Origin of the sequence: Caulobacter sp. 602-1 (genome assembly GCF_003931565.1) — a bacterium.
GTDB lineage: Bacteria > Pseudomonadota > Alphaproteobacteria > Caulobacterales > Caulobacteraceae > Caulobacter.
In genome coordinates, this window is sequence record NZ_RRYI01000001.1 from 917,391 (window position 1) to 935,564 (window position 18,174).

The 18,174-nt window shown below is 69.2% G+C and carries 16 protein-coding genes and 1 pseudogene; 8 read left to right on the forward strand and 9 right to left on the reverse strand.

The window, feature by feature from the left end; translation table 11 throughout:
* Nucleotides 1–130: 130 nt before the first annotated feature.
* Complete coding sequence (gene manD, locus EIK80_RS04260; RefSeq protein WP_125155702.1) at nt 131–1,342, reverse strand: D-mannonate dehydratase ManD; 1,212 nt, start codon at nt 1,340–1,342, stop codon at nt 131–133.
* A gap of 197 nt (nt 1,343–1,539) precedes the next feature.
* On the opposite strand from manD, the gene EIK80_RS04265 reads away from it, so the two are divergent.
* Entirely contained in the window at nt 1,540–3,663 is a 2,124-nt protein-coding gene (locus EIK80_RS04265; protein WP_125155703.1) for an alpha-glucuronidase family glycosyl hydrolase, read from the forward strand.
* Nucleotides 3,664–3,679: 16 nt separating this feature from the next.
* On the opposite strand, the pseudogene EIK80_RS26590 reads toward EIK80_RS04265, so the two are convergent.
* Nucleotides 3,680–3,820 (reverse strand): annotated as a pseudogene (locus EIK80_RS26590) (hypothetical protein); the annotation flags it as partial.
* A 103-nt stretch (nt 3,821–3,923) separates the two neighbouring features.
* On the opposite strand from EIK80_RS26590, the gene EIK80_RS04270 reads away from it, so the two are divergent.
* The 3 genes from EIK80_RS04270 to EIK80_RS04280 all read left to right on the forward strand — a co-directional run bounded on the left by EIK80_RS04270 (nt 3,924) and on the right by EIK80_RS04280 (nt 7,337).
* Nucleotides 3,924–6,083 carry an ATP-binding protein gene (locus EIK80_RS04270; RefSeq protein WP_125155704.1) on the forward strand — a complete coding sequence of 720 codons (2,160 nt, stop codon included), beginning with the start codon at nt 3,924–3,926 and terminating at the stop codon, nt 6,081–6,083.
* On the forward strand, nt 6,080–6,733 hold the full coding sequence (locus EIK80_RS04275) for a response regulator transcription factor (RefSeq protein WP_125155705.1): 654 nt from the start codon (nt 6,080–6,082) through the stop codon (nt 6,731–6,733). Before EIK80_RS04270 ends, EIK80_RS04275 begins: the two co-directional genes overlap by 4 nt.
* Before the next feature lie 82 nt (nt 6,734–6,815).
* A complete protein-coding gene (locus EIK80_RS04280) occupies nt 6,816–7,337 on the forward strand; it encodes an FKBP-type peptidyl-prolyl cis-trans isomerase (protein WP_125155706.1) in 522 nt (173 codons plus the stop codon).
* Nucleotides 7,338–7,460: 123 nt separating this feature from the next.
* Here the strand turns inward: EIK80_RS04280 and rutA are convergent, their stop codons facing one another.
* The 4 genes from rutA to rutB form a co-directional block, all read right to left on the reverse strand.
* The gene (gene rutA, locus EIK80_RS04285) at nt 7,461–8,522 is read right to left on the reverse strand and encodes a pyrimidine utilization protein A (protein WP_125155707.1); all 1,062 of its coding nucleotides are present in this window, start codon (nt 8,520–8,522) and stop codon (nt 7,461–7,463) included.
* Nucleotides 8,523–8,526: 4 nt separating this feature from the next.
* On the reverse strand, nt 8,527–9,327 hold the full coding sequence (gene rutD / locus EIK80_RS04290) for a pyrimidine utilization protein D (RefSeq protein ID WP_125155708.1): 801 nt from the start codon (nt 9,325–9,327) through the stop codon (nt 8,527–8,529).
* A gap of 4 nt (nt 9,328–9,331) precedes the next feature.
* A complete protein-coding gene (gene rutC, locus EIK80_RS04295) occupies nt 9,332–9,721 on the reverse strand; it encodes a pyrimidine utilization protein C (protein WP_125155709.1) in 390 nt (129 codons plus the stop codon).
* Nucleotides 9,722–9,848: 127 nt separating this feature from the next.
* Nucleotides 9,849–10,565, reverse strand: a complete 717-nt coding sequence (gene rutB / locus EIK80_RS04300; RefSeq protein WP_125155710.1) for a pyrimidine utilization protein B — start codon at nt 10,563–10,565, stop codon at nt 9,849–9,851.
* A 109-nt stretch (nt 10,566–10,674) separates the two neighbouring features.
* Here rutB and rutR point away from each other — a divergent pair, with 109 nt between their 5' ends.
* The 4 genes from rutR to EIK80_RS04320 all read left to right on the forward strand — a co-directional run bounded on the left by rutR (nt 10,675) and on the right by EIK80_RS04320 (nt 15,352).
* Nucleotides 10,675–11,430 carry an HTH-type transcriptional regulator RutR gene (gene rutR / locus EIK80_RS04305; RefSeq protein WP_125155711.1) on the forward strand — a complete coding sequence of 252 codons (756 nt, stop codon included), beginning with the start codon at nt 10,675–10,677 and terminating at the stop codon, nt 11,428–11,430.
* Between the two features lie 108 nt (nt 11,431–11,538).
* On the forward strand, nt 11,539–13,164 hold the full coding sequence (locus EIK80_RS04310; protein WP_233586418.1) for an ATP-binding protein: 1,626 nt from the start codon (nt 11,539–11,541) through the stop codon (nt 13,162–13,164).
* A gap of 170 nt (nt 13,165–13,334) precedes the next feature.
* Entirely contained in the window at nt 13,335–14,930 is a 1,596-nt protein-coding gene (locus EIK80_RS04315) for a flavin monoamine oxidase family protein (protein ID WP_125155713.1), read from the forward strand.
* Between the two features lie 5 nt (nt 14,931–14,935).
* Entirely contained in the window at nt 14,936–15,352 is a 417-nt protein-coding gene (locus tag EIK80_RS04320; RefSeq protein ID WP_125155714.1) for a cytochrome c, read from the forward strand.
* A 132-nt stretch (nt 15,353–15,484) separates the two neighbouring features.
* Here the strand turns inward: EIK80_RS04320 and EIK80_RS04325 are convergent, their stop codons facing one another.
* The 3 genes from EIK80_RS04325 to EIK80_RS04335 form a co-directional block, all read right to left on the reverse strand.
* Nucleotides 15,485–15,955: an SRPBCC family protein gene (locus tag EIK80_RS04325; RefSeq protein WP_125155715.1), complete on the reverse strand. Its 471-nt coding sequence runs from the start codon at nt 15,953–15,955 to the stop codon at nt 15,485–15,487.
* Nucleotides 15,952–16,293: a helix-turn-helix transcriptional regulator gene (locus tag EIK80_RS04330; RefSeq protein WP_125155716.1), complete on the reverse strand. Its 342-nt coding sequence runs from the start codon at nt 16,291–16,293 to the stop codon at nt 15,952–15,954. The genes EIK80_RS04325 and EIK80_RS04330 overlap by 4 nt, the downstream gene beginning before the upstream one ends.
* A 226-nt stretch (nt 16,294–16,519) precedes the next feature.
* Nucleotides 16,520–18,103, reverse strand: a complete 1,584-nt coding sequence (locus EIK80_RS04335) for an aldehyde dehydrogenase (NADP(+)) (protein WP_233586419.1) — start codon at nt 18,101–18,103, stop codon at nt 16,520–16,522.
* Nucleotides 18,104–18,174: the final 71 nt, after the last annotated feature.

The following is an 18,174-nucleotide window of genomic DNA, read 5'->3' on the forward strand; positions in this document are numbered from 1 at the left end:
GACGGGGCGTTGTCGGGCCCCGATTTACTAACACGGCGCCCGGCGCGAATTGTCCTGTTTTTTCGCCTTTCCGTCCGGGGGGGCGGGTTTGGCTATCCCCGTGGTTTGGCCTTAAGGCCTGACCATCGCCTCACCAGTCGTGCATCGAGCCGTCCAGGCGCCGCGCGACCGGCAGATAGGCGCGCTTGTAGGGATATTTCGCGGCCAGATCCTCGTCGATATCGACGCCCAGGCCGGGCGCCTCGCCGGGATGCAACATGCCGTCGCTGAAGGTGTAGGCGTGAGGGAACACCGCGTCCGTCTCGGGCGTGTGACGCATGTATTCCTGGACGCCGAAGTTGGGGATCGACAGGTCGAAGTGCAGGGCCGCGCCCATGCAGACCGGCGAGAGATCCGTTGCGCCGTGGCAGCCGGTCCGCACGTGGTGCAGGTCGGCGAAGCTGGCCAGTTTCTTCAGGTGCGTGATGCCGCCGGCATGGACCACCGTGGCGCGGATATAGTCGATCAGCTGCTCCTCGATCAGCTGCTTGCAGTCCCACACCGAGTTGAAGATCTCGCCGACGGCCAGGGGCGTCGTCGTGTGCTGGCGGATGATCCGGAAGCTGGACTGGTTCTCGGCCGGGACGGCGTCCTCCATCCAGAACAGGCGATAGGGCTCGAGGTCCTTGCCCAGACGCGCGGCCTCGATCGGGGTCAGGCGGTGGTGGACGTCGTGCAGCAGGTGCAGGTCCCAGCCCAGGCGGTCGCGGGCGGCGGCGAACAGGTCCGGAGCCGTGCGCAGGTAGCGCTCGGTCGACCAGACCGTTTCCTTGGGCAGGTCGCTGTCGGCCGGCTCGTAGAAGAAGCGGTCCTTGGAGACGCCATAGGCCCCCGGCATGCCCGGAACCCCGGTCTGCAGGCGGATGGCCTTGTAGCCCTGTTCGGCATAGACGGCGGCGTTGTCGAGGGTCTCCTGGATCGTCTCGCCATTGGCGTGGCCATAGACCATCACCCCGGTCCGGCAGGCGCCGCCCAGCAGCTGATAGACCGGCAGGCCGGCGATCTTCCCCTTGATGTCCCACAGCGCCATGTCGACCGCGGCGATGGCGGCCATGGTCACCGGGCCCCGGCGCCAGTAGGCCCCGCGATACAGGAACTGCCAGATGTCCTCGATCTGGTGGGCGTCGCGGCCGATCAGGCAGGGTATGACGTGCTGGGAGAGATAGGCCTCGACCGCCAGCTCGCGGCCGTTCAGGGTCGCGTCGCCGATGCCGTAGACGCCCTCGTCGGTGACGATCTTCAGGGTCACGAAGTTGCGACCCGGGCACGTGACGATGGTCTTGGCGGCGATGATCTTGGGCATGATGGCCTTGGGGACGCTTTGTCTGCAATCGTTTGGCGGGACCGAAAGACCGAAGGCCCGCGCGAAACGAGGCGCGCGGCGTCCATCTTCCTCCCTGCCTATCGGTTTACCGCTACCATAAGGGTTGTCAACCCAGTGGTCAGACCACTATGACTTTGGTGACCCGACCTCATGAAGTCGCGGCAGGGAGTGAAACCATGCGTGTTCTGGCGCTGATCCTGGGGCTGGTCCTGATCGCCCCCGCCGCCCGGGCGGAGGACGGCTATGACCTCTGGCTCCGCTATCGGCCCGTCGAGGCGTCGGCCAGGCCGGCCTACGCCGCGCGCGCCGCCGCCATCGCGCCTCCGGGCTCCTCCGCCCCCGACACCCCAACCCTGAAGGTCGCCCGCGCCGAGCTTGAGCGCGGCCTGACCGGTCTGGTCGGCAAGCCCGCCAGCGCCGCCGCCGGGGCCCGCGATGGCGTGATCCAGCTGGCCGTCGCGCCGGCGAAGGACCTGGGCGACGAGGGCTTCCGCATCCGCACCCTGGCGGTGAACGGCCGCAAGACCACGGTGATCTCGGCCAACAGGGACATCGGCGTCCTCTATGGCGTCTTCCGGTATCTGGAGCTGATCCAGACTCGGCGGCCCGTGGACAGCCTCGACCTGACGTCGGTTCCCAAGGTCAAGCTGCGGATGCTGAACCATTGGGACAACCTCAACCGCACGGTCGAGCGCGGCTATTCGGGCCAGTCGATCTTCGACTGGTGGCGTCTGCCCGGCCATGTCGACGCTCGCATGGTCGACTACGCCCGCGCCAACGCCTCGATCGGCGTCAATGGAACGGTGCTGAACAACGTCAACGCCAAGGCCGACAGCCTGACCCCGGCCTATATCGCCAAGGCCGCCGCCCTGGCCGACACGTTCCGGCCCTATGGCATCAGGGTCTATCTGTCGGCCCGCTTCTCGGCGCCGATCGAGATCGGCGGCCTGAAGACCGCCGACCCGACCGACCCGGCCGTCGCCGCCTTCTGGAAGGCCAAGGCGAACGAGATCTACAGGGCCATCCCAGACTTCGGCGGCTTTCTCGTGAAGGCCAATTCGGAAGGTCAGCCTGGCCCTCAGGACTATGGCCGCACCCATGTCGACGGGGCCAACATGCTGGCCGACGCGGTCGGCCCTCACGGCGGCGTCGTGATCTGGCGGGCCTTCGTCTATTCGCACGAGCAGCCCGACGACCGCGCCAAGCAGGGCTATTCGGAGTTCAAGCCGTTCGACGGCCAGTTCCGCGACAATGTCGTCATCCAGGTCAAGAACGGCGCCATCGACTTCCAGCCGCGCGAGCCGTTCCATCCGCTGTTCGGGGCCATGCCGAAGTCGAACCTCGGCATGGAGTTCCAGATCACCAAGGAATATCTCGGCTTCTCGACCCACCTCGTCTATCTGGGCCCGCTGTTCGAGGAGACCCTGCGCGCCGACACCATGGCCCACGGCAAGGGCTCGACCGTGGCCAAGGTGGTCGACGGGACGCTGGACGACCGCAAGCTGACGGTGATGGCGGGCGTGGCCAATATCGGCAGCGACCGCAACTGGAGCGGCTCGCAGTTCGACCAGGCCAACTGGTACGCCTTCGGCCGCCTGGCCTGGGATCCGGAGGCTTCGGCCAGGGACATCGCGATCGATTGGACGAAGATGACCTTCGGCGACGAACCGCGCCTGGTGAAGCCGGTGGTCGACATGATGATGGGCTCGCGCGAGGCGGCGGTGGACTACATGACCCCGCTCGGTCTGCACCACCAGATGGGCGAGGGGCACCACTACGGCCCCGGTCCCTGGGTCAGCGGCGGGCCGCGCGCCGACTGGACCAGCGTCTACTACGCCAAGGCCGGCCCGGACGGGATCGGCTTCGACCGCACGCCCTCGGGCAGCAACGCCACGGCCCAGTACGCGCCGGCCGTGGGGGCCTGCTTCGCCGACCTCAAATGCGTCGACGAGAAGGACCTGCTGTGGTTCCACCACCTGCCCTGGGACTACCGACTGAAGTCCGGCGACACCCTGTGGGACGGCATGGTCAAGCACTACGGCCGGGGCGTCGCCTATGTCGACGGCATGGAGAAGACCTGGGCCGGCCTGGCGCCCTATGTCGACGCCCGGCGCCACAAGGAGGTGGCCGACTACCTGAAGATCCAGCGCGACGAAGCCCAGTGGTGGCGCGACGCCTCGGTGGCGTGGTTCGGGAGCTTCTCCAAGCGCCCGCTGCCGCCGGGCGAGAAGGCGCCGGCGAGGAGCCTGGAGTACTACGAGAGCCTGAAGTTTCCGTGGGCGCCCGGGAACGGGCAGTAAAGCCCTCACAATTCTTGTCATCCCGGAAAGCGCGTAGCGCTTGTCCGGGACCCAGGGGCCGGCGCATTGCGGCCGCCCCTGGGTCCCGGCTCTCCGCTGCGCTGCGGCCGGGAAGACAAGTTTTGTAGCCACACGACTGGGCGGCCGGTTCGCGCAACCCCCAGAACGGGGGGTGTCCCCGTAACGGCGTTCCGTGATGGTTGCGGTCGCGCTAGTCCTGTCCCAAGGTCTGCGTCCCCAATCGTTTACAGTAAGGCCGGATGCGCGCCTCGTCCCCCACGACCCTGCTGCTCGGCGTCGTCCTGCTGTGCGTCGCGACGGCGCTGATCGGCGTCTGGATGGCGATGAGCCCGCCGTGGCTGGGCGCGGGCTTCCAGGCCAGGCCCGACGGCGCCCTGGTCATCACCCGCCTGACGCCCGGCGGGCCGCTGGACCGCGTCGGGGCCAAGGTCGGCGACCGGCTGGCCGGCGTCGGCTCCGATCGCGCCGCGCCGGTGCTGCGCGCGCCCGAGATCGGCGGGCTGGACACCCCCGACACCCAGGCCGCCGCCGCCGAGCAGAGCCGCCGCCGAGCGGCCTTCGCCGAGCAGCTGGCGGCCCGGCCGCTGGTCCTGCGCCTGGCGGGGAGCGACGGCGTCCAGCGCGTCGTGACGCTGGACAACCGCGTCCGGCCGCTGTCGACCCTGGGCGCGGAGTTCTGGGCCAATCTGGCGTTCGGCCTGATCGCGGCCCTGATCGTCGGCTGGGTCTGGGCCCTGCGGCCGCGCGAGCTGTCGACCCAGCTCTTCGCCCTGACCGGCCTGTCGATGCTGGCCTTCACCTTCGGCTGGGCGGTCAATTCCAGCGTCGAGCTGGTCATGGACGGGACGCTGGCGACGATCGCCATGCGGCTAAACATGATCGGGGCGGTGGCCTATGGCGGGGCGATGATCGCCTTCTTCCTGGCCTACCCCAAGCGGGTCACGCGGCTGCCGGTCATGCTGTTGGCGCCGTTGTGGGTGCTGGTCTGGGCGCTGACGCCGCTGCTGCCGGGCAATCCGTCGACCGAGAGCATGGGGCAGGGGATCACCTCGATCGAGATGGCCCTGATCGTGGTGGCCATCGGCGTGCAGGCCTTCGCCAGCCGCAAGGACCCGGCCGCCATGGCCGCGACCCGGTGGCTGGGCCTGTCGGTGATCGTTGGGGCCGGGGCCTTCATCGGCAATGTCGCCGTGCCGATCGCCCTGGGCATGCGGCCATTCCTGGACCCGCGCTTCTCGCTAGGCTTCTTCGTGATCATCTATGTCGGCATGGCCGTGGGCCTGCGTCGCCATCGTCTGTTCGAGCTGGACCAGTGGGCGTTCCGGATCCTGTTCTACCTCAGCGCCGGCGCGGCGCTCTTGGCCCTGGATGGCGTCCTGATCACCGCCCTGGGAACCAGTCCGCAGGCGGCGCTGGGCGTGTCGCTGCTGATCGTGGCCTTCGCCTACCTGCCGTTCCGCGACGTGCTGTGGCGGCGGACCATCGGCCGCAAGACCCTGAAGGACCACGAGATGTTCGCCGCCGTGGCCCAGGTCGCCCTGATCCACGGGACCGAGGCGCGGGCGGATGCCTGGAGGGCGCTGCTGTCCAAGGTCTATGAGCCGCTGGAGATCGCTCCCGCCCAGGCCGCCAGAGCCAAGGCCGAGATCCTCGAGGAGGGCGTGGCCCTGGGCCTTCCCGCCGCCGCCGGGACCACGGCGCTCACCCTGCGTTTTCCGTTCCGGGGGCGGGGCCTGTTCGGCACGGCGCAGGTCCAGCTGGCCGACCAGCTGGTGAGTCTGCTGAGCCAGATCGAGGAAGGCCGCGACGCCTATGCCCGCGGCGTGGTCGAGGAGCGTCTGCGCATCGCCCGCGACCTGCACGACGACGTCGGCGCGCGCCTGCTGTCGGGCCTGCACCGCCAGGACCTGTCCCAGACGCGCGAGGCCGTGCGCGGAGCGATCGGCGACCTGCGGGCCATCGTCTCGGGCCTGTCGGGCCAGGACCTGCCGCTGGAGGCGGCGCTGGCCGACCTGCGCCACGAGACCGCCGAGCGGCTGGAGGCGGCCGGCATCGCCCTGGACTGGCCGCCGGTCGAGCTGGTCGATCCCGGCGTTACCGCGCCCTACCGCGTCTACAAGAACCTGACCTCGGCCGTGCGCGAGGTGGTCACCAACGCCATCCGACACGCCGGCGCGACCACCGTGGCCGTCACGGTCCACGAAGACGGCGGCCGGCTGGAACTGACCCTCGGCGACGACGGCGTCGGCCTGCCGCGCGAACCGGGCGGGCGTCGCAGCGGTCTGGCCAACCTGGAGCGGCGACTGGGCGAGATCGGCGGCACGGTGGAGTTTCCCGAAACCCCGAAGGGTACGGTGGTCCGCCTGTCGACGCCCTTGGATGCGAGCGCCCCGGCATGACCCTTCCCTCAACCGCTCTTGTCCTCGAAGACCAGGCCGAGACCCGTGAGCACCTGCTGGCGGCCTTGTCAGAAGCCTTCCCCGGCGTGGTGGCGCGCGGCGCGGCCGACCTGGCCGAGGCGCGCTCGTTCCTGTCCGACGGCGCGCCCGACCTGGCCCTGGTCGATCTGGCCCTGCCGGACGGGCGCGGCGTCGACTTCCTGCGCGACCTGGCCGAGCGCTCGGGCGGGGCGACGCGGTCGGTGGTGGTGACCATCTACGCCGACGACCACCACCTGTTCGACGCCATCGCGGCGGGGGCGGGCGGCTACCTGCTCAAGGACATGGGCCGCGACGAACTGGTGCGATACCTGCGCCGCCTCGAGGCCGGCGAAACCCCGCTCTCGCCCGCCGTGGCCCGGCGGATGCTGGACTATTTCCGCGCCCGGCCGGTCCTGATCCAGACGGTGGAGCCCGAGGCGGCCCTGACCCCGCGCGAGACCGAGGCGCTGCGCCTGATCGGCCGGGGCCTGCGCTCGGGCGAGGCGGCCAAGGTCATGGGCGTCACCGAGCTGACCGTGGCGGGGTACGTCAAGGCGATCTACCGCAAGCTCAACATCTGCTCCCGAGCCGAAGCGGCGCTGGAGGCGCAGAAGCGGGGACTGGTTTAGGCCGCCCAAAATTTCGCCGCGAAGTTCCGCTCAAGGATCGCTACGGTGTCGCTCACTGACACCAGCGTTCGAAAGACCCTTGATGCGCCTTCTCGCTCCCCATTCCTTCGTTGCAGGGGCCCTTGCCGCCTTCCTCGTCGCCGGCGCGGCTTCCGCCCAGACGCCCCAGCCGTCGGCCCCGCCGCAACTGAACGCCGGCCCCTCGGCCAACGCCCTGGCCGGCAAGGCCTTCCTGGAAAAGAACGCCAAGGCCGCCGGCGTCGTCACCCTGCCGTCGGGCCTGCAGTACAAGGTCGTGACCTCCGGTCCGAAGACCGGCCCGTCGCCCAAGCTCGGCGACATCGTCAAGGTCAATTACGAGGGCAAGCTGCTGGACGGCACGGTCTTCGACTCGAGCTTCGCGCGCGGCAAGGCGGCGATCATGCCCGCCGACGGCCTGATCCAGGGCTGGCTGGAAGCCCTGCCGAAGATGAAGGTCGGCGACGAGTGGACCCTCTACATCCCGTCCGAGCTGGGCTACGGCCCCCGCGACATGGGCGAGATCCCGCCGGACAGCGTGCTGGTGTTCCGCCTGCAGCTGCTGGGCATGCTGGCGGTGGACTAGGTATATTACTGGCCCCCTCCGGGCCTTCGGCCCTCCTCCCCCGGAGGGGAAGAAGGCCATTCTTCCGCCCCCTCCGGGGGCGGACGACCGCGAAGCGGTCAGGGTGGGGGCAAGTGACCTGCCCTAGGTTCGCCGCGACTTCATCAGCGGCTGGATCTTCTCGCCGAAGTCCTCGACGCCCTTCACGAAGTCGTCGAAGGTCAGCAGCACGCCCGCCGTGCCGGGGACCTCGGCGATCTCGTCCATCATCCGGGCGATGCTCTCATAGCTGCCGACCAGCGTGCCCATGTTCAGGTTCACCGCCGATTCCGGCGCGGCCAGCTGGGTGGTGTTGGTCGTCGCGCCGGCCTTGGCGTTGGGGGCCGCCTGCTGGGTCAGCCAGGCCAGGGCCTCCTGGTCCGCGCCGTCGCGGTAGGACTGCCACTTGGCCATCGCCTTCTCGTCGGTCTCGTCGGCGATGATCATGAACAGGATGAACGATTGGACGTCACGGCCGGTCTTTTCGGCGGCCGCCTCCAGCCGCTTGTTGACGCTGGCGAAGGCGGTCGGGGTGTTGGTCCCCTTGCCCAGGGCGAAGCTGTAGTCGGCATATTGCGCCGTGAAGGCCAGGCCCTCGTCGGACGAGCCGGCGCAGATCAGCTTGGTCTCCTTCGGGTGCGGGCTGACCCGGCAGTCGTCCATGGTGAAGTACTTGCCCTTGAAGTCGGATACCCCCGTCTCCAGCAGGTCCTTCAGCACGGTCGTGTATTCGGCCAGGTAGTTGTAGCGGTCGGTATAGTGCGCTTCGCCCGGCCACAGGCCCATCTGGCTGTACTCGGCCTTCTGCCAGCCGGTCACCAGGTTGATGCCGAAGCGGCCCGGGGCGATCGAGTCGATGGTCGAGGCCATGCGGGCCACGATGGCCGGCGGGATCGTCAGGGTGGCGACGGTGGCGAAGATCTTGATCTTCGAGGTCACCGCGGCGAGGCCCGACATCAGGGTGAAGCTCTCGAGATTGTGCTCCCAGAACTGGGTCTTGCCGCCGAACCCGCGCAGCTTGATCATCGAGAGCGCGAAGTCGAAGCCGTACTTCTCGGCCTTCTGGGTGATCTCCTTGTTGAGCTCGAAGCTGGGCATGTACTGCGGCGAGGTCTCGGAGATGAGCCAGCCGTTGTTGCCGATGGGGATGAAGACGCCGACCTGCATTGGGTTATTCCCCCTCCAGAAACTTGATCAGACCCTCGTTGAAGGTCTCGGGATCGGTGACGGTGAAGCCGTGGCCGCCCCAGGCGGCGACCTGGTAGTCGGCGTTGGGCAGGCGGCCGGCCAGGCGCTGCGAGCAGCTGGGCGGGACCAGCATGTCGTCGGCGCTGGCGCTGATCAGCACCTGGTGGGTGATCTCCTCCAGCCGCGCGTCGATGTCGAAGGCCAGCAGGGCGTTGATCCGGGCCAGCATCACTTCGCGCGGCGGGAAGCCGGCCACGTGGTGGGGCTCCTCGGCCTGCAGGCGCGCGTGGTTCCGCGAGATCCAGTCGGCCGGATAGAGGAAGATCGGCTGGGCGTGGACATAGGCTTGCGGTCCGCTGTCGTTCAGCAGATGGATGCGGGTGTCGAAACAGCGCTGGATGTGCGGATCGGGCCGCGACCAGCCGTTGACCACCACCAGCTTGCCCAGGCGATCGGGCTGGTCCAGCGCGAGCTGCAGGCCCGCATTGCCGCCGGCGGCGTGGCCGACCACGTGGGCCTTGGGCAGGGCCAGGGCGTCCATGACCTTGACCATGTCCTCGGCCATGTGGGCGACGGCATAGTCGTCCGGCAGCTCGCGGACGCTGCGGCCCGTGCCGCGATGGTCGTACAGCACGACCGGCCAGCGCTCGGTTAGGGCCGCCATCTGCGGAGCCCAGAACGCGCCCGAGCCGCCCAGGCCGGACGATAGCAGCACGACCTCGCGGCCGGCGACCGGACCGCCGTGCAGCTCGTAGTGGAGGCCGTCGACCGTGCCGGAGGTCATGCGGCTACTTCTTCCCGATGTGCGCGACGCTGGCGATCTCGACCACGAAGCCGGGCTTCACCAGGCCGCACTGGATGCAGTAGCGAGCCGGCTTGTCGCCGGGGAAGTACTCGGCATAGACCTTGTTCATCGGCGCGTAGTGGGCCCAGTCGGTCAGGAAGATGTGGTTCATGGTCACGTCCTCCATCGTGCCGCCGGCGGTCTCGATCACCGACTTGATGGTCTCCAGCACCTGCCGGGTCTGGGCCTCGGCGTCGTCGGGGAAGGCGACGTTGTTGTCCTTGTCGAAGGCCAGGGTGCCCGAGACGTAGACGATGCCGTCGGCCAGCGTGCCGGGCGAGAACGGGGCGATCGGCGTGCCCGTCCCGGGCGGGGTGATGACGGTCTTGGGCATGGTGGTCTCCTTTGTGCTGCCCCCTCAGTCGGCTTCGCCGACAGCTCCCCCATGAAGGGGGAGCAGGGCCTGGGTTGTCCTCCCCCCTTCATGGGGGAGGTGGCGCGAAACGCCGGAGGGGGCCGCGCTAGTCCGGCGCCAGCTGCCCGAACGCCCCCTTGAAGTCAGCGGTCGTCGAGACCCAGCCGAAGAAGCTCTCGATGTTGAACAGCGCCGCCTTCTGCACGAAATCCGGACCCGCCTGGTGGGTGGCGTCCTCCAGCACGGTCCCGAAATATTCGAGGAAGAAGCCGTCGCGCAGGGTCGACTCGACGCAGACATTGGTGGCGATACCGACGAACACCAGATGGCGGATGCCACGCGCCCGCAGCACGCTGTCCAGCTGGCTGTTGAAGAAGCCTGAGTAGCGGGTCTTGTGCAGCTGGATGTCGCCCGGCTCGGGCTTCAGCGCGTCGACCAGCTCGTAGTCCCACTGGCCGCGCGCCAGGAGCTTGCCCTGCAGCTCGGGCCGGGCGCGCATGGTCTTCAGGGCGTTGGACTTCCACCAGTTTGGCGAGCCCGGACCGCCGGCCTCGACATACTGATCGTCCCAGCCGTTCTGGAAATAGATCACCTGCATCCCGGCCGCGCGGGCCACCGGCAGGATGGCCTTGATCTCCTGGATCACCGTCTCGGCTCCCGAGATGTCGAAGCCGGCCAGGTCGAGATAGCCGCCCTTGGACGCGTAGGCGTTCTGCATGTCGATGACGATCACCGCCGTCGTCTTCGGGTCGACCGGGATCGGTTCGGGCCGCGCGGGCAGCATGATCGCGCCGGGCGAAAGCGGGGTGATCGGAGAGCTCATCGACGCGGCTCCTTGTGAAATCCGAGGGGCATGGAATACCATCCCGCGTAACGTTGCAATCCGAACCGTTCGGTCCAAGTTTGACCAAATGGTCCAAGTTCGAGCTGGCATGACCGACGCCGCCGCCAAGATCGTCAAGCCGCCGCGCAAGCCGGCTGTCAAACGGGCCTCCGGCGCCCGCAAGCTGGTCAAGGCCGCCCAAAGCGTGGGCGACATCAAGGCGGCCGAAGCGCTTGAGGGCCATCGCGCCCCGGGTCCTCGCGAGCGGGCTGGCGAGGCCCGCAAAGCCGCCATCCTGAAGGCCGCCCTGGGTGTCTTCGCGCGCCTGGGCCTGGACGGCGCCAGCGTCGAGGCCATCGCCCAGGCGGCGGGGATCTCCAAGGCCAACCTCCTCTACTACCACCCGACCAAGGAGGCCCTGTACGTGGCGGTGCTGGAGCAGGGGCTGTCCCTGTGGCTGGCGCCTCTGAGCCGCTTCAGCGAGGGCGACGATCCCGCCGAGGCGATCGCCGCCCTGATCGACGCCAAGCTGGTGCTGAGCCGCGACCACCCGGAGGTTTCGCGCCTGTTCGCCCTGGAGATGCTGCGCGGCGCGCCGCTGCTGAAGCCGGTGCTCTCGGGGCCCCTGAAGGCGGTGTTCGACGCCAAGGTCGCGGTGATCGAGGCGTGGGCGGCGGCGGGCAGGCTCGCGCCCGTGGACCCGCCGCACCTGATCTTCGCCCTCTGGGCCCTGACCCAGCACTATGCCGACTTCGCCGTCCAGGTGCGGGCCCTGACCGGCAAGTCCTTGTCCGAAAAGCGCTTCATGGAGGAGACCCGGGCGGCGGTGACGGCGCTGGTCCTGGACGGCTTAAGGCCGCGTTAGGCCTGAGCTGCGTCCACACGTCACCTTACGGCGAACGTCGTTGTTCATCATGGTGACCGTCCAATGACGCGACCGCACCGACCGCCTCCGACCGCCGAAGCCCGGCCTATGCAACTGATCCACGGGATCGTTGGCGCGGCCGCCGTGCTGGTCGTCGTCTCGATCCTGGGCGGACTGGCCCTGATGATCCTGGCCGCGCGCCAGCTGGATCGCATGGAAGCGGTCGACGAGATCGAGATCACCCAGCGCACCATCGTCCGCACCCTGGAGCGGACGGAGCGCGAGGTGACCTCGGCCACGGTCTGGGACCAGGCCTACAAGGCCATGGGCTGGACGATCGACGCGGCCTGGGCCGACACCGATTTCGCCACCTATTATCACGAGCAGTTCAAGCACGACCTGACCTTCGTCATCCGCTCGGGGCAGGTGGTCTACGCCTCGGCCGGCGGCAAGCGGGTTTCGGCCGACGCCCTCGGCGGCTTTCCCGCCGAAGCGGCCCCGATCGCCGCCGATGTGGCCGCCAAGGCCCGCGCGGCGCGCCGCGCCGGCAAGCTCAGCACCGCCGGCGAGGTGACGCGGACGGGCCTGATGCGGATTGACGACGAGGCCTATCTGGTCGCCTTCGCCGCCGTGACGCCGGAGAGCCGGGCCGTCGCCGACCTCTATGACGGCCCGCCAGCGATCGTCGTCAGCGCCCGCCGCATGGACGCCGCCTTCGTTCATCAGCTGTCGGACGACCTGGGGCTTGACGACCTGGTCCTGCTGCGCCGCCCGGGCGGCGATCCGCCGAAGGTCACCTTGCGCGACATCGAGGGCCAGGCGTTCGGGACCCTGGCCTGGAAGGCCAGGAACCCCGGCCTGAAGCTGCTGAAGAGCGTCGCGCCGTGGCTGCTGATCGGCTTCCTGGTGCTGGCCGCCGCCGGCGCCGTGTTGACCCAGCGCGTCGCCGAGGCCCTGCGCAAGCTCGAAGCCGGGCGCCTGGAGCTGCTGGCCGCCAAGGAGGAGGCCGAGTCCGCCAACGCCGCCAAGACCCGCTTCCTGGCCAATATGAGCCATGAGGTCCGCACCCCGCTGAACGGCGTGCTGGGCATGGCCCAGGTGATGGCCGCCGACACGCTCAGCGAGACGCAGGGCCGCCGCCTGAAGATCCTGCAGGAGTCCGGTCAGGCGCTGCTGGCCCTGCTGAACAGCATCCTCGACATCGCCAGGCTCGAGACCGGCGCGGTGCGGTTGCGGTCCGAGACCTTCGACCTGTCGGCCCTCGTCGAGGCCTCGTGCGCGGCCTTCTCCGGCGCGGCCGCGGCCAAGGGCCTGGACCTGACGTCGGACATCGCGCCCGAGCTGCGCGGCCGCTGGGTCGGCGACCCGATGCGGCTGCGCCAGGTGCTGGGCAATCTGGTGGCCAACGCCGTCAAGTTCACCGACCACGGCGGCGTCACCGTCCGCGTCCGTCCCACGGCCAAGGGTCTGCGCTTCGAGGTCGAGGACACGGGCCTGGGCATCGCCGCCGAGGACCTGCCCGAGCTGTTCAAGACCTTCTCCCAGGTCGACAGCTCCATGACCCGCGTCCACGACGGCGCCGGCCTGGGCCTGTCGATCTGCCGGGAGCTGGTCGAGCTGATGGGCGGCGCGATCGGCGTCCATTCGACGCCGGGGCAGGGGTCCAGCTTCCACTTCGTGATCCCGCTGACCCAGGCGGTATCGGACCGGCCGACTCTGCGGGTGGTGCGGTAGGAGACGGCTGCACAGTTCCCGCGCAGCCCCATCGTCAGGGCGCCGATAAATCGGGGTCTTTGACGCCACCGCATGGCCTGACGGCCGGCCAAGCCTCGCTCCGGCCGTCGCCCCTGCTAGCCCTTGTCCACACCGTCGGCTTCGACGGTTCTGTCGGGGACGGGCTTTCAATGGAATCGGGTGTGAGGGCGCCGACGCGGCGTCAGCTTCTTTCGGCCATCGCCAAGGTCGGCGGCACGGCCGCTTTGTACCAGGCCATGACCACGCTGGGCCACGCGGCCGAGACCCAGTTCCACGGCCCGCCGAACCTGCAGGGCGCGCGCCCCGGCGCCAGCGTCATCGTGCTGGGCGCGGGCCTGGCCGGGATGCTGGCGGCGTTCGAGCTGACCAAGGCTGGCTACAAGGTCAGGATCCTGGAGTTCCAGAACCGCGCCGGCGGCCGCAACTGGTCCCTGCGCGGAGGCGACACCTACACCGAGCTGGGCGGGGCGACCCAGAAGGTGGCCTTCTCGCCCGGCAACTACCTCAACCCCGGCCCCTGGCGCATCCCGCACCATCACCGCACGCTGCTGCACTACTGCAAGGCCTTCGGCGTGGCCCTGGAGCCGTTCATCCAGTTCAACCACAGCGGCTGGGTCCACTCGTCCCAGGCCTTCGACGGCAAGCCGGTGCGCTTCAACGCCGCCGCCGCCGACTTCGAGGGCAATATCGCCGAGCTGCTGGCCAAGTCAGTCAACGCCAAGGCCCTGGACGACACGGTCACCCAGGAGGATCGCGACAAGCTGCTGGAAGCCCTGAAAGGCTGGGGCATGCTGGACAACGACTACAGGTACTCGGCGTCCTTGAAGGCCTCGGGCCATCGCGGCTTCGAGCGTCCGCCGGGCGGCGGGGTCAACGGCGCGCCGATCCCGTCCAAGGACCTCTACAAGCTGCACGACGTGCTGGACCCGCAGGTCTGGACCTCGATGGCCTTCTTCATGGGCCACGAGATGCAGACCACCATGTTCCAGCCGGTGGGCGGCATGGACATGATCGGCAAGGCCTTCGCCCGCCAGGTCGAGGGCCTGATCACCTACAACGCCAAGGTCAGCAAGATCGCCCAGGACGACAAGGGCGTGGTAGTGACCTACGCCGACACCGCCACGGGCAAGGTCACGGACGCCAAGGCCGACTGGTGCGTCTGCACGATCCCGCTGGGCATTCTCGGCCAGATGGATCTGCAGGTGACCGACGAGATGATGGCCGCGATCAAGGCCGTCCCTTACTCGGGCCAGGTCAAGATCGGCCTGGAGATGAAGCGCCGCTTCTGGGAGGAGGACGACTACATCTACGGCGGCCACAGCTTCACCGACCAGGAGATCGCCCTGATCTCCTATCCGAACAACAACATGTTCAAGGACGGGCCGGCGGTGCTGCTGGGCGCCTTCGCCCGCGAGATGGGGGCCTATCGCCTGGCCGGCATGACGCCCGAGCAGCGGATCGAGGTGGCCCTGGCGCAGGGCTCGGTGCTGCATCCCAAGAGCTACCGCCAGGAGTTCGCCAGCGGCGCCTCGGTCGCCTGGAGCCGCGTGCCCTGGACCCTGGGCTGCTGCGCCCGCTGGAACGAGGACACCCGCAAGGAACACTACCAGACCCTGGTCGGCATGGACCGCCGGATCGTTCTGGCCGGCGAGCACGCGTCCTACGTAGGCTGCTGGATGGAGGGGGCGCTGCTGTCGTCCATCGACGCCATCACCCGTCTGCACAAGCGCGCGCTGGAGGCTTGAGGATCATGCGGAAGATCATCGTACTGACGGCGGTCCTGATCGCCTTTCCGGCCATGGCCCAGACTTCCGGCGGCGGCGACACCGGCGGCGGCGTGGTCCGGGCGCAAAAGCCCGTGACCGGCGAGCAGGTCTATGGCGCTGTCTGCCAGGCCTGCCACATGGCCGACGCCAAGGGTGCGACGGGGGCGGGGACCATCCCGGCCCTGGCGAACAATCCGCGGCTGGCCGGGGCCGCCTATCCGATCATGATCGTGACCGGCGGCAAGGGCGCCATGCCGGGGTTCGTCGGCACGCTCAGCAACGCCCAGATGGCCGAGGCGGTGACCTATATCCGGACGCACTTCGGCAACAACTACGCCAAGCCGGTGACGGAAGGCGACGTGGCGAAGCTCGCCAAGCCGCCAAGCGCCGGGGGGCATTAGGCCGATATCCTTCTTCCCCCTCCGGGGGAGGAGCGCCGAAGGCGCGGAGGGGGCAAGTGAGCAAGATCCACTTGCCCCCACCTGACCGCGCTTTGCGCGGTCGTCCGCCCCCGGGAGGGGGCGGAAGGATGGCTAGCCCTCCACGATCGGCGCGATCTGCTCCATCAGCTGCCGGGTGCCGTCCTCGCGGCCCTCGGGCGAGTAGTAGCCGTCCAGGAACACCCCGACCTCGGTGATCACCAGCCGGGTCTTGGGCCCCTCCGGGCGAATCTCGATGGTCGAGACCGACACCGAGGCCAGGTCCTCGCCGTGGTGCATCCAGTAGGTGTAGACGATCCGCTCATCGGGCACGATGTCGTGGTAGCGGCTGCGGAAGTGGTGCGGCGGCTCGCCCGGCGGGCGGCTGACGGCGTAGTCCTCGCCGCCGACGCGGAAGTCCATGCCGCTTTCCGGCGGACCCCATTCCTCGGGGCCGTGGAACCACTGGGCCTTCTTCTGCGGATCGGCGAAGGCGGCGAACACCCGGGCGGGCGAGGCGGCATAGACCCGCTCGACGACGAAGGTGGCGTGGATGGCGCTGCGGGCCATGGGGCGGTCGGTCATTTGGTTTCCCCGTCTTCCTCGGCGGCCAGAAAGGCGCCGAGCCGGTCGAGGCGCTGCTCCCATTGGGTGCGCCTCTGGTTGATCCAGTGTTCGGCCAGGCTCAGGACATCGGGATTGATCCGGCAGGTGCGCACCCGGCCGACCTTCTCCGACGCCACGATCCCGCCCGCCTCCAGCATGGCCAGGTGCTGCATGACCGCCGGCAGCGACATGTCCAGCGGCCGGGCCAGCTCGCTCACCGAGGCCGGACCCCGGCTGAGCCGCTCGACCATGCTCCGCCGCGCGGGATCCGCGAGGGCCTGGAACATCAGGTCGAGCGAGGGCTGTTGGTTAGGCATGTGCTTAAGTATCTAGGCGTGGGGTGATAGTCAAGCAGTTGCTTAAGTGTCAGGGTGAAAGAAAGGCCGCCCCGGCGGAGCGGCCCAAATCCTTCTTCCCCCTCCGGGGGAGGAGCGCCGAAGGCGCGGAGGGGGCAAGTCGGAGCGAAATCACCCTTCTTGCCCCCACCTGACCGCGCGTCGCGCGGTCGTCCGCCCCCGGAGGGGGCGGAAGGATGCCGTAGCCTCAGCCCACCTTCATCTTGCCATCCACCCGCCGGGCGATCCCCAGCGGGTTGTCGGTCTTCAGCTCGGCCGGCAACAGCGCCTCGGGCAGGTTCTGGTAGCTGACCGGGCGCAGGAAGCGCGCGATGGCCAGGGTGCCGACCGAGGTCGCCCGGGCGTCGCTGGTGGCCGGGAACGGGCCGCCGTGGACCATGGCGTGGGCCACCTCCACCCCGGTGCCGAAGCCGTTGACCAGGATGCGGCCGGCCTTCAGCTCCAGCGCCGGCAGCAGGGCGCCGGCCAGGGCATGGTCGGCCTCTTCCAGGTGGATGGCGATGGTCAGCTGGCCTTCCAGGGCGTCGATGACCTTGGCCAGCTCGGCTTCGTCGGTCGCGCGGACGACCACCGAGGCGGCGCCGAACACCTCCTCGTGCAGGTGCGGATTGGCCAGGAAGTCGGTGGCCTTGACGCTGAACAGGGCCGCGCGGCCGGTGTGGCTGCCGTCCGCGCCGGGCAGGCCGCGCGCCACGGTAGTGACCGCCTTGTCCTGCGAGAGGGCGTCGACGCCGTGGGCGAAGGCCTGGCAGATGCCCGGGGTCAGCATGACGGCGGCCGGGGCGGCCTCCACCACCTTGCCGGCGGCCTCGACGAAGGCGTCCAGCTCGGGACCGTCGATGGCCAGGATCAGGCCGGGATTGGTGCAGAACTGGCCGGCGCCCAGGGTCAGGGCGGCCACGAAGTCCGGAGCGATCTTCTCGCCGCGCGCCTTGAGAGCGGCCGGCAGCAGGATGACCGGGTTGATGCTGCTCATCTCGGCATAGAACGGGATCGGCTCGGGCCGGCCTTGGGCGATGGCGGCCAGGGCCAGGCCCCCGCGGCGCGAACCGGTGAAGCCGGCGGCCTTGACGCGCGGATCGGCGACCAGGGCCACGCCCATCTCGTAGCCGCTGTCGTGGATCATCGAGAACACGCCTGGGTGCAGGCCGACCGAGGCGACGGCGGCCTGGATGGCGCGGCCGATCAGCTCCGACGTGCCGGGGTGAGCCGGGTGGGCCTTGACGATGACCGGGCAGCCGGCCGCCAGGGCCGAGGCGGTGTCGCCGCCGGCCACCGAGAAGGCCAGCGGGAAGTTGCTCGCGCCGAACACGGCCACCGGGCCCAGCGGCACGTTGCGCAGGCGCAGGTCGGGACGCGGCAGGGGCTTGCGGTCCGGCATCGCCGGGTCGATGCGGGCTTCCAGGAAGCCGCCGTCGCGCAGCACGCTGGCGAACAGGCGCAGCTGGCCGGTGGTGCGGCCCCGCTCGCCCTCGAGGCGGGCGCGGGGAAGACCGGTCTCGGCCATCACCCGGACGATCAGATCATCGCCGATCGCCTCGATATGCTCGGCGATGGCCTCCAGGAAGGTGGCGCGGGTCTCGTAGGGCAGGGACCGGTACGGTCCGAACGCCTCGGCCGCCAGGGCCGCGGCCTGCTCGACATCGGCCTTGGTCGCGCCGCCGAACGCGGGCTCCAGGGTCTCGCCGGTCGCCGGATTGACGCCCTTGATCTCGCCGTTGGTTCCCTTGCGGCTTTCGCCGCCGATCAGAAGCTCGCCCGTCAGATGCACGTTCGTCGTCCCGCGGTTAGTGGTTTCAGTCGGTATAGATGGGAGCGCTAACATGACAAGTCCATGCGCGC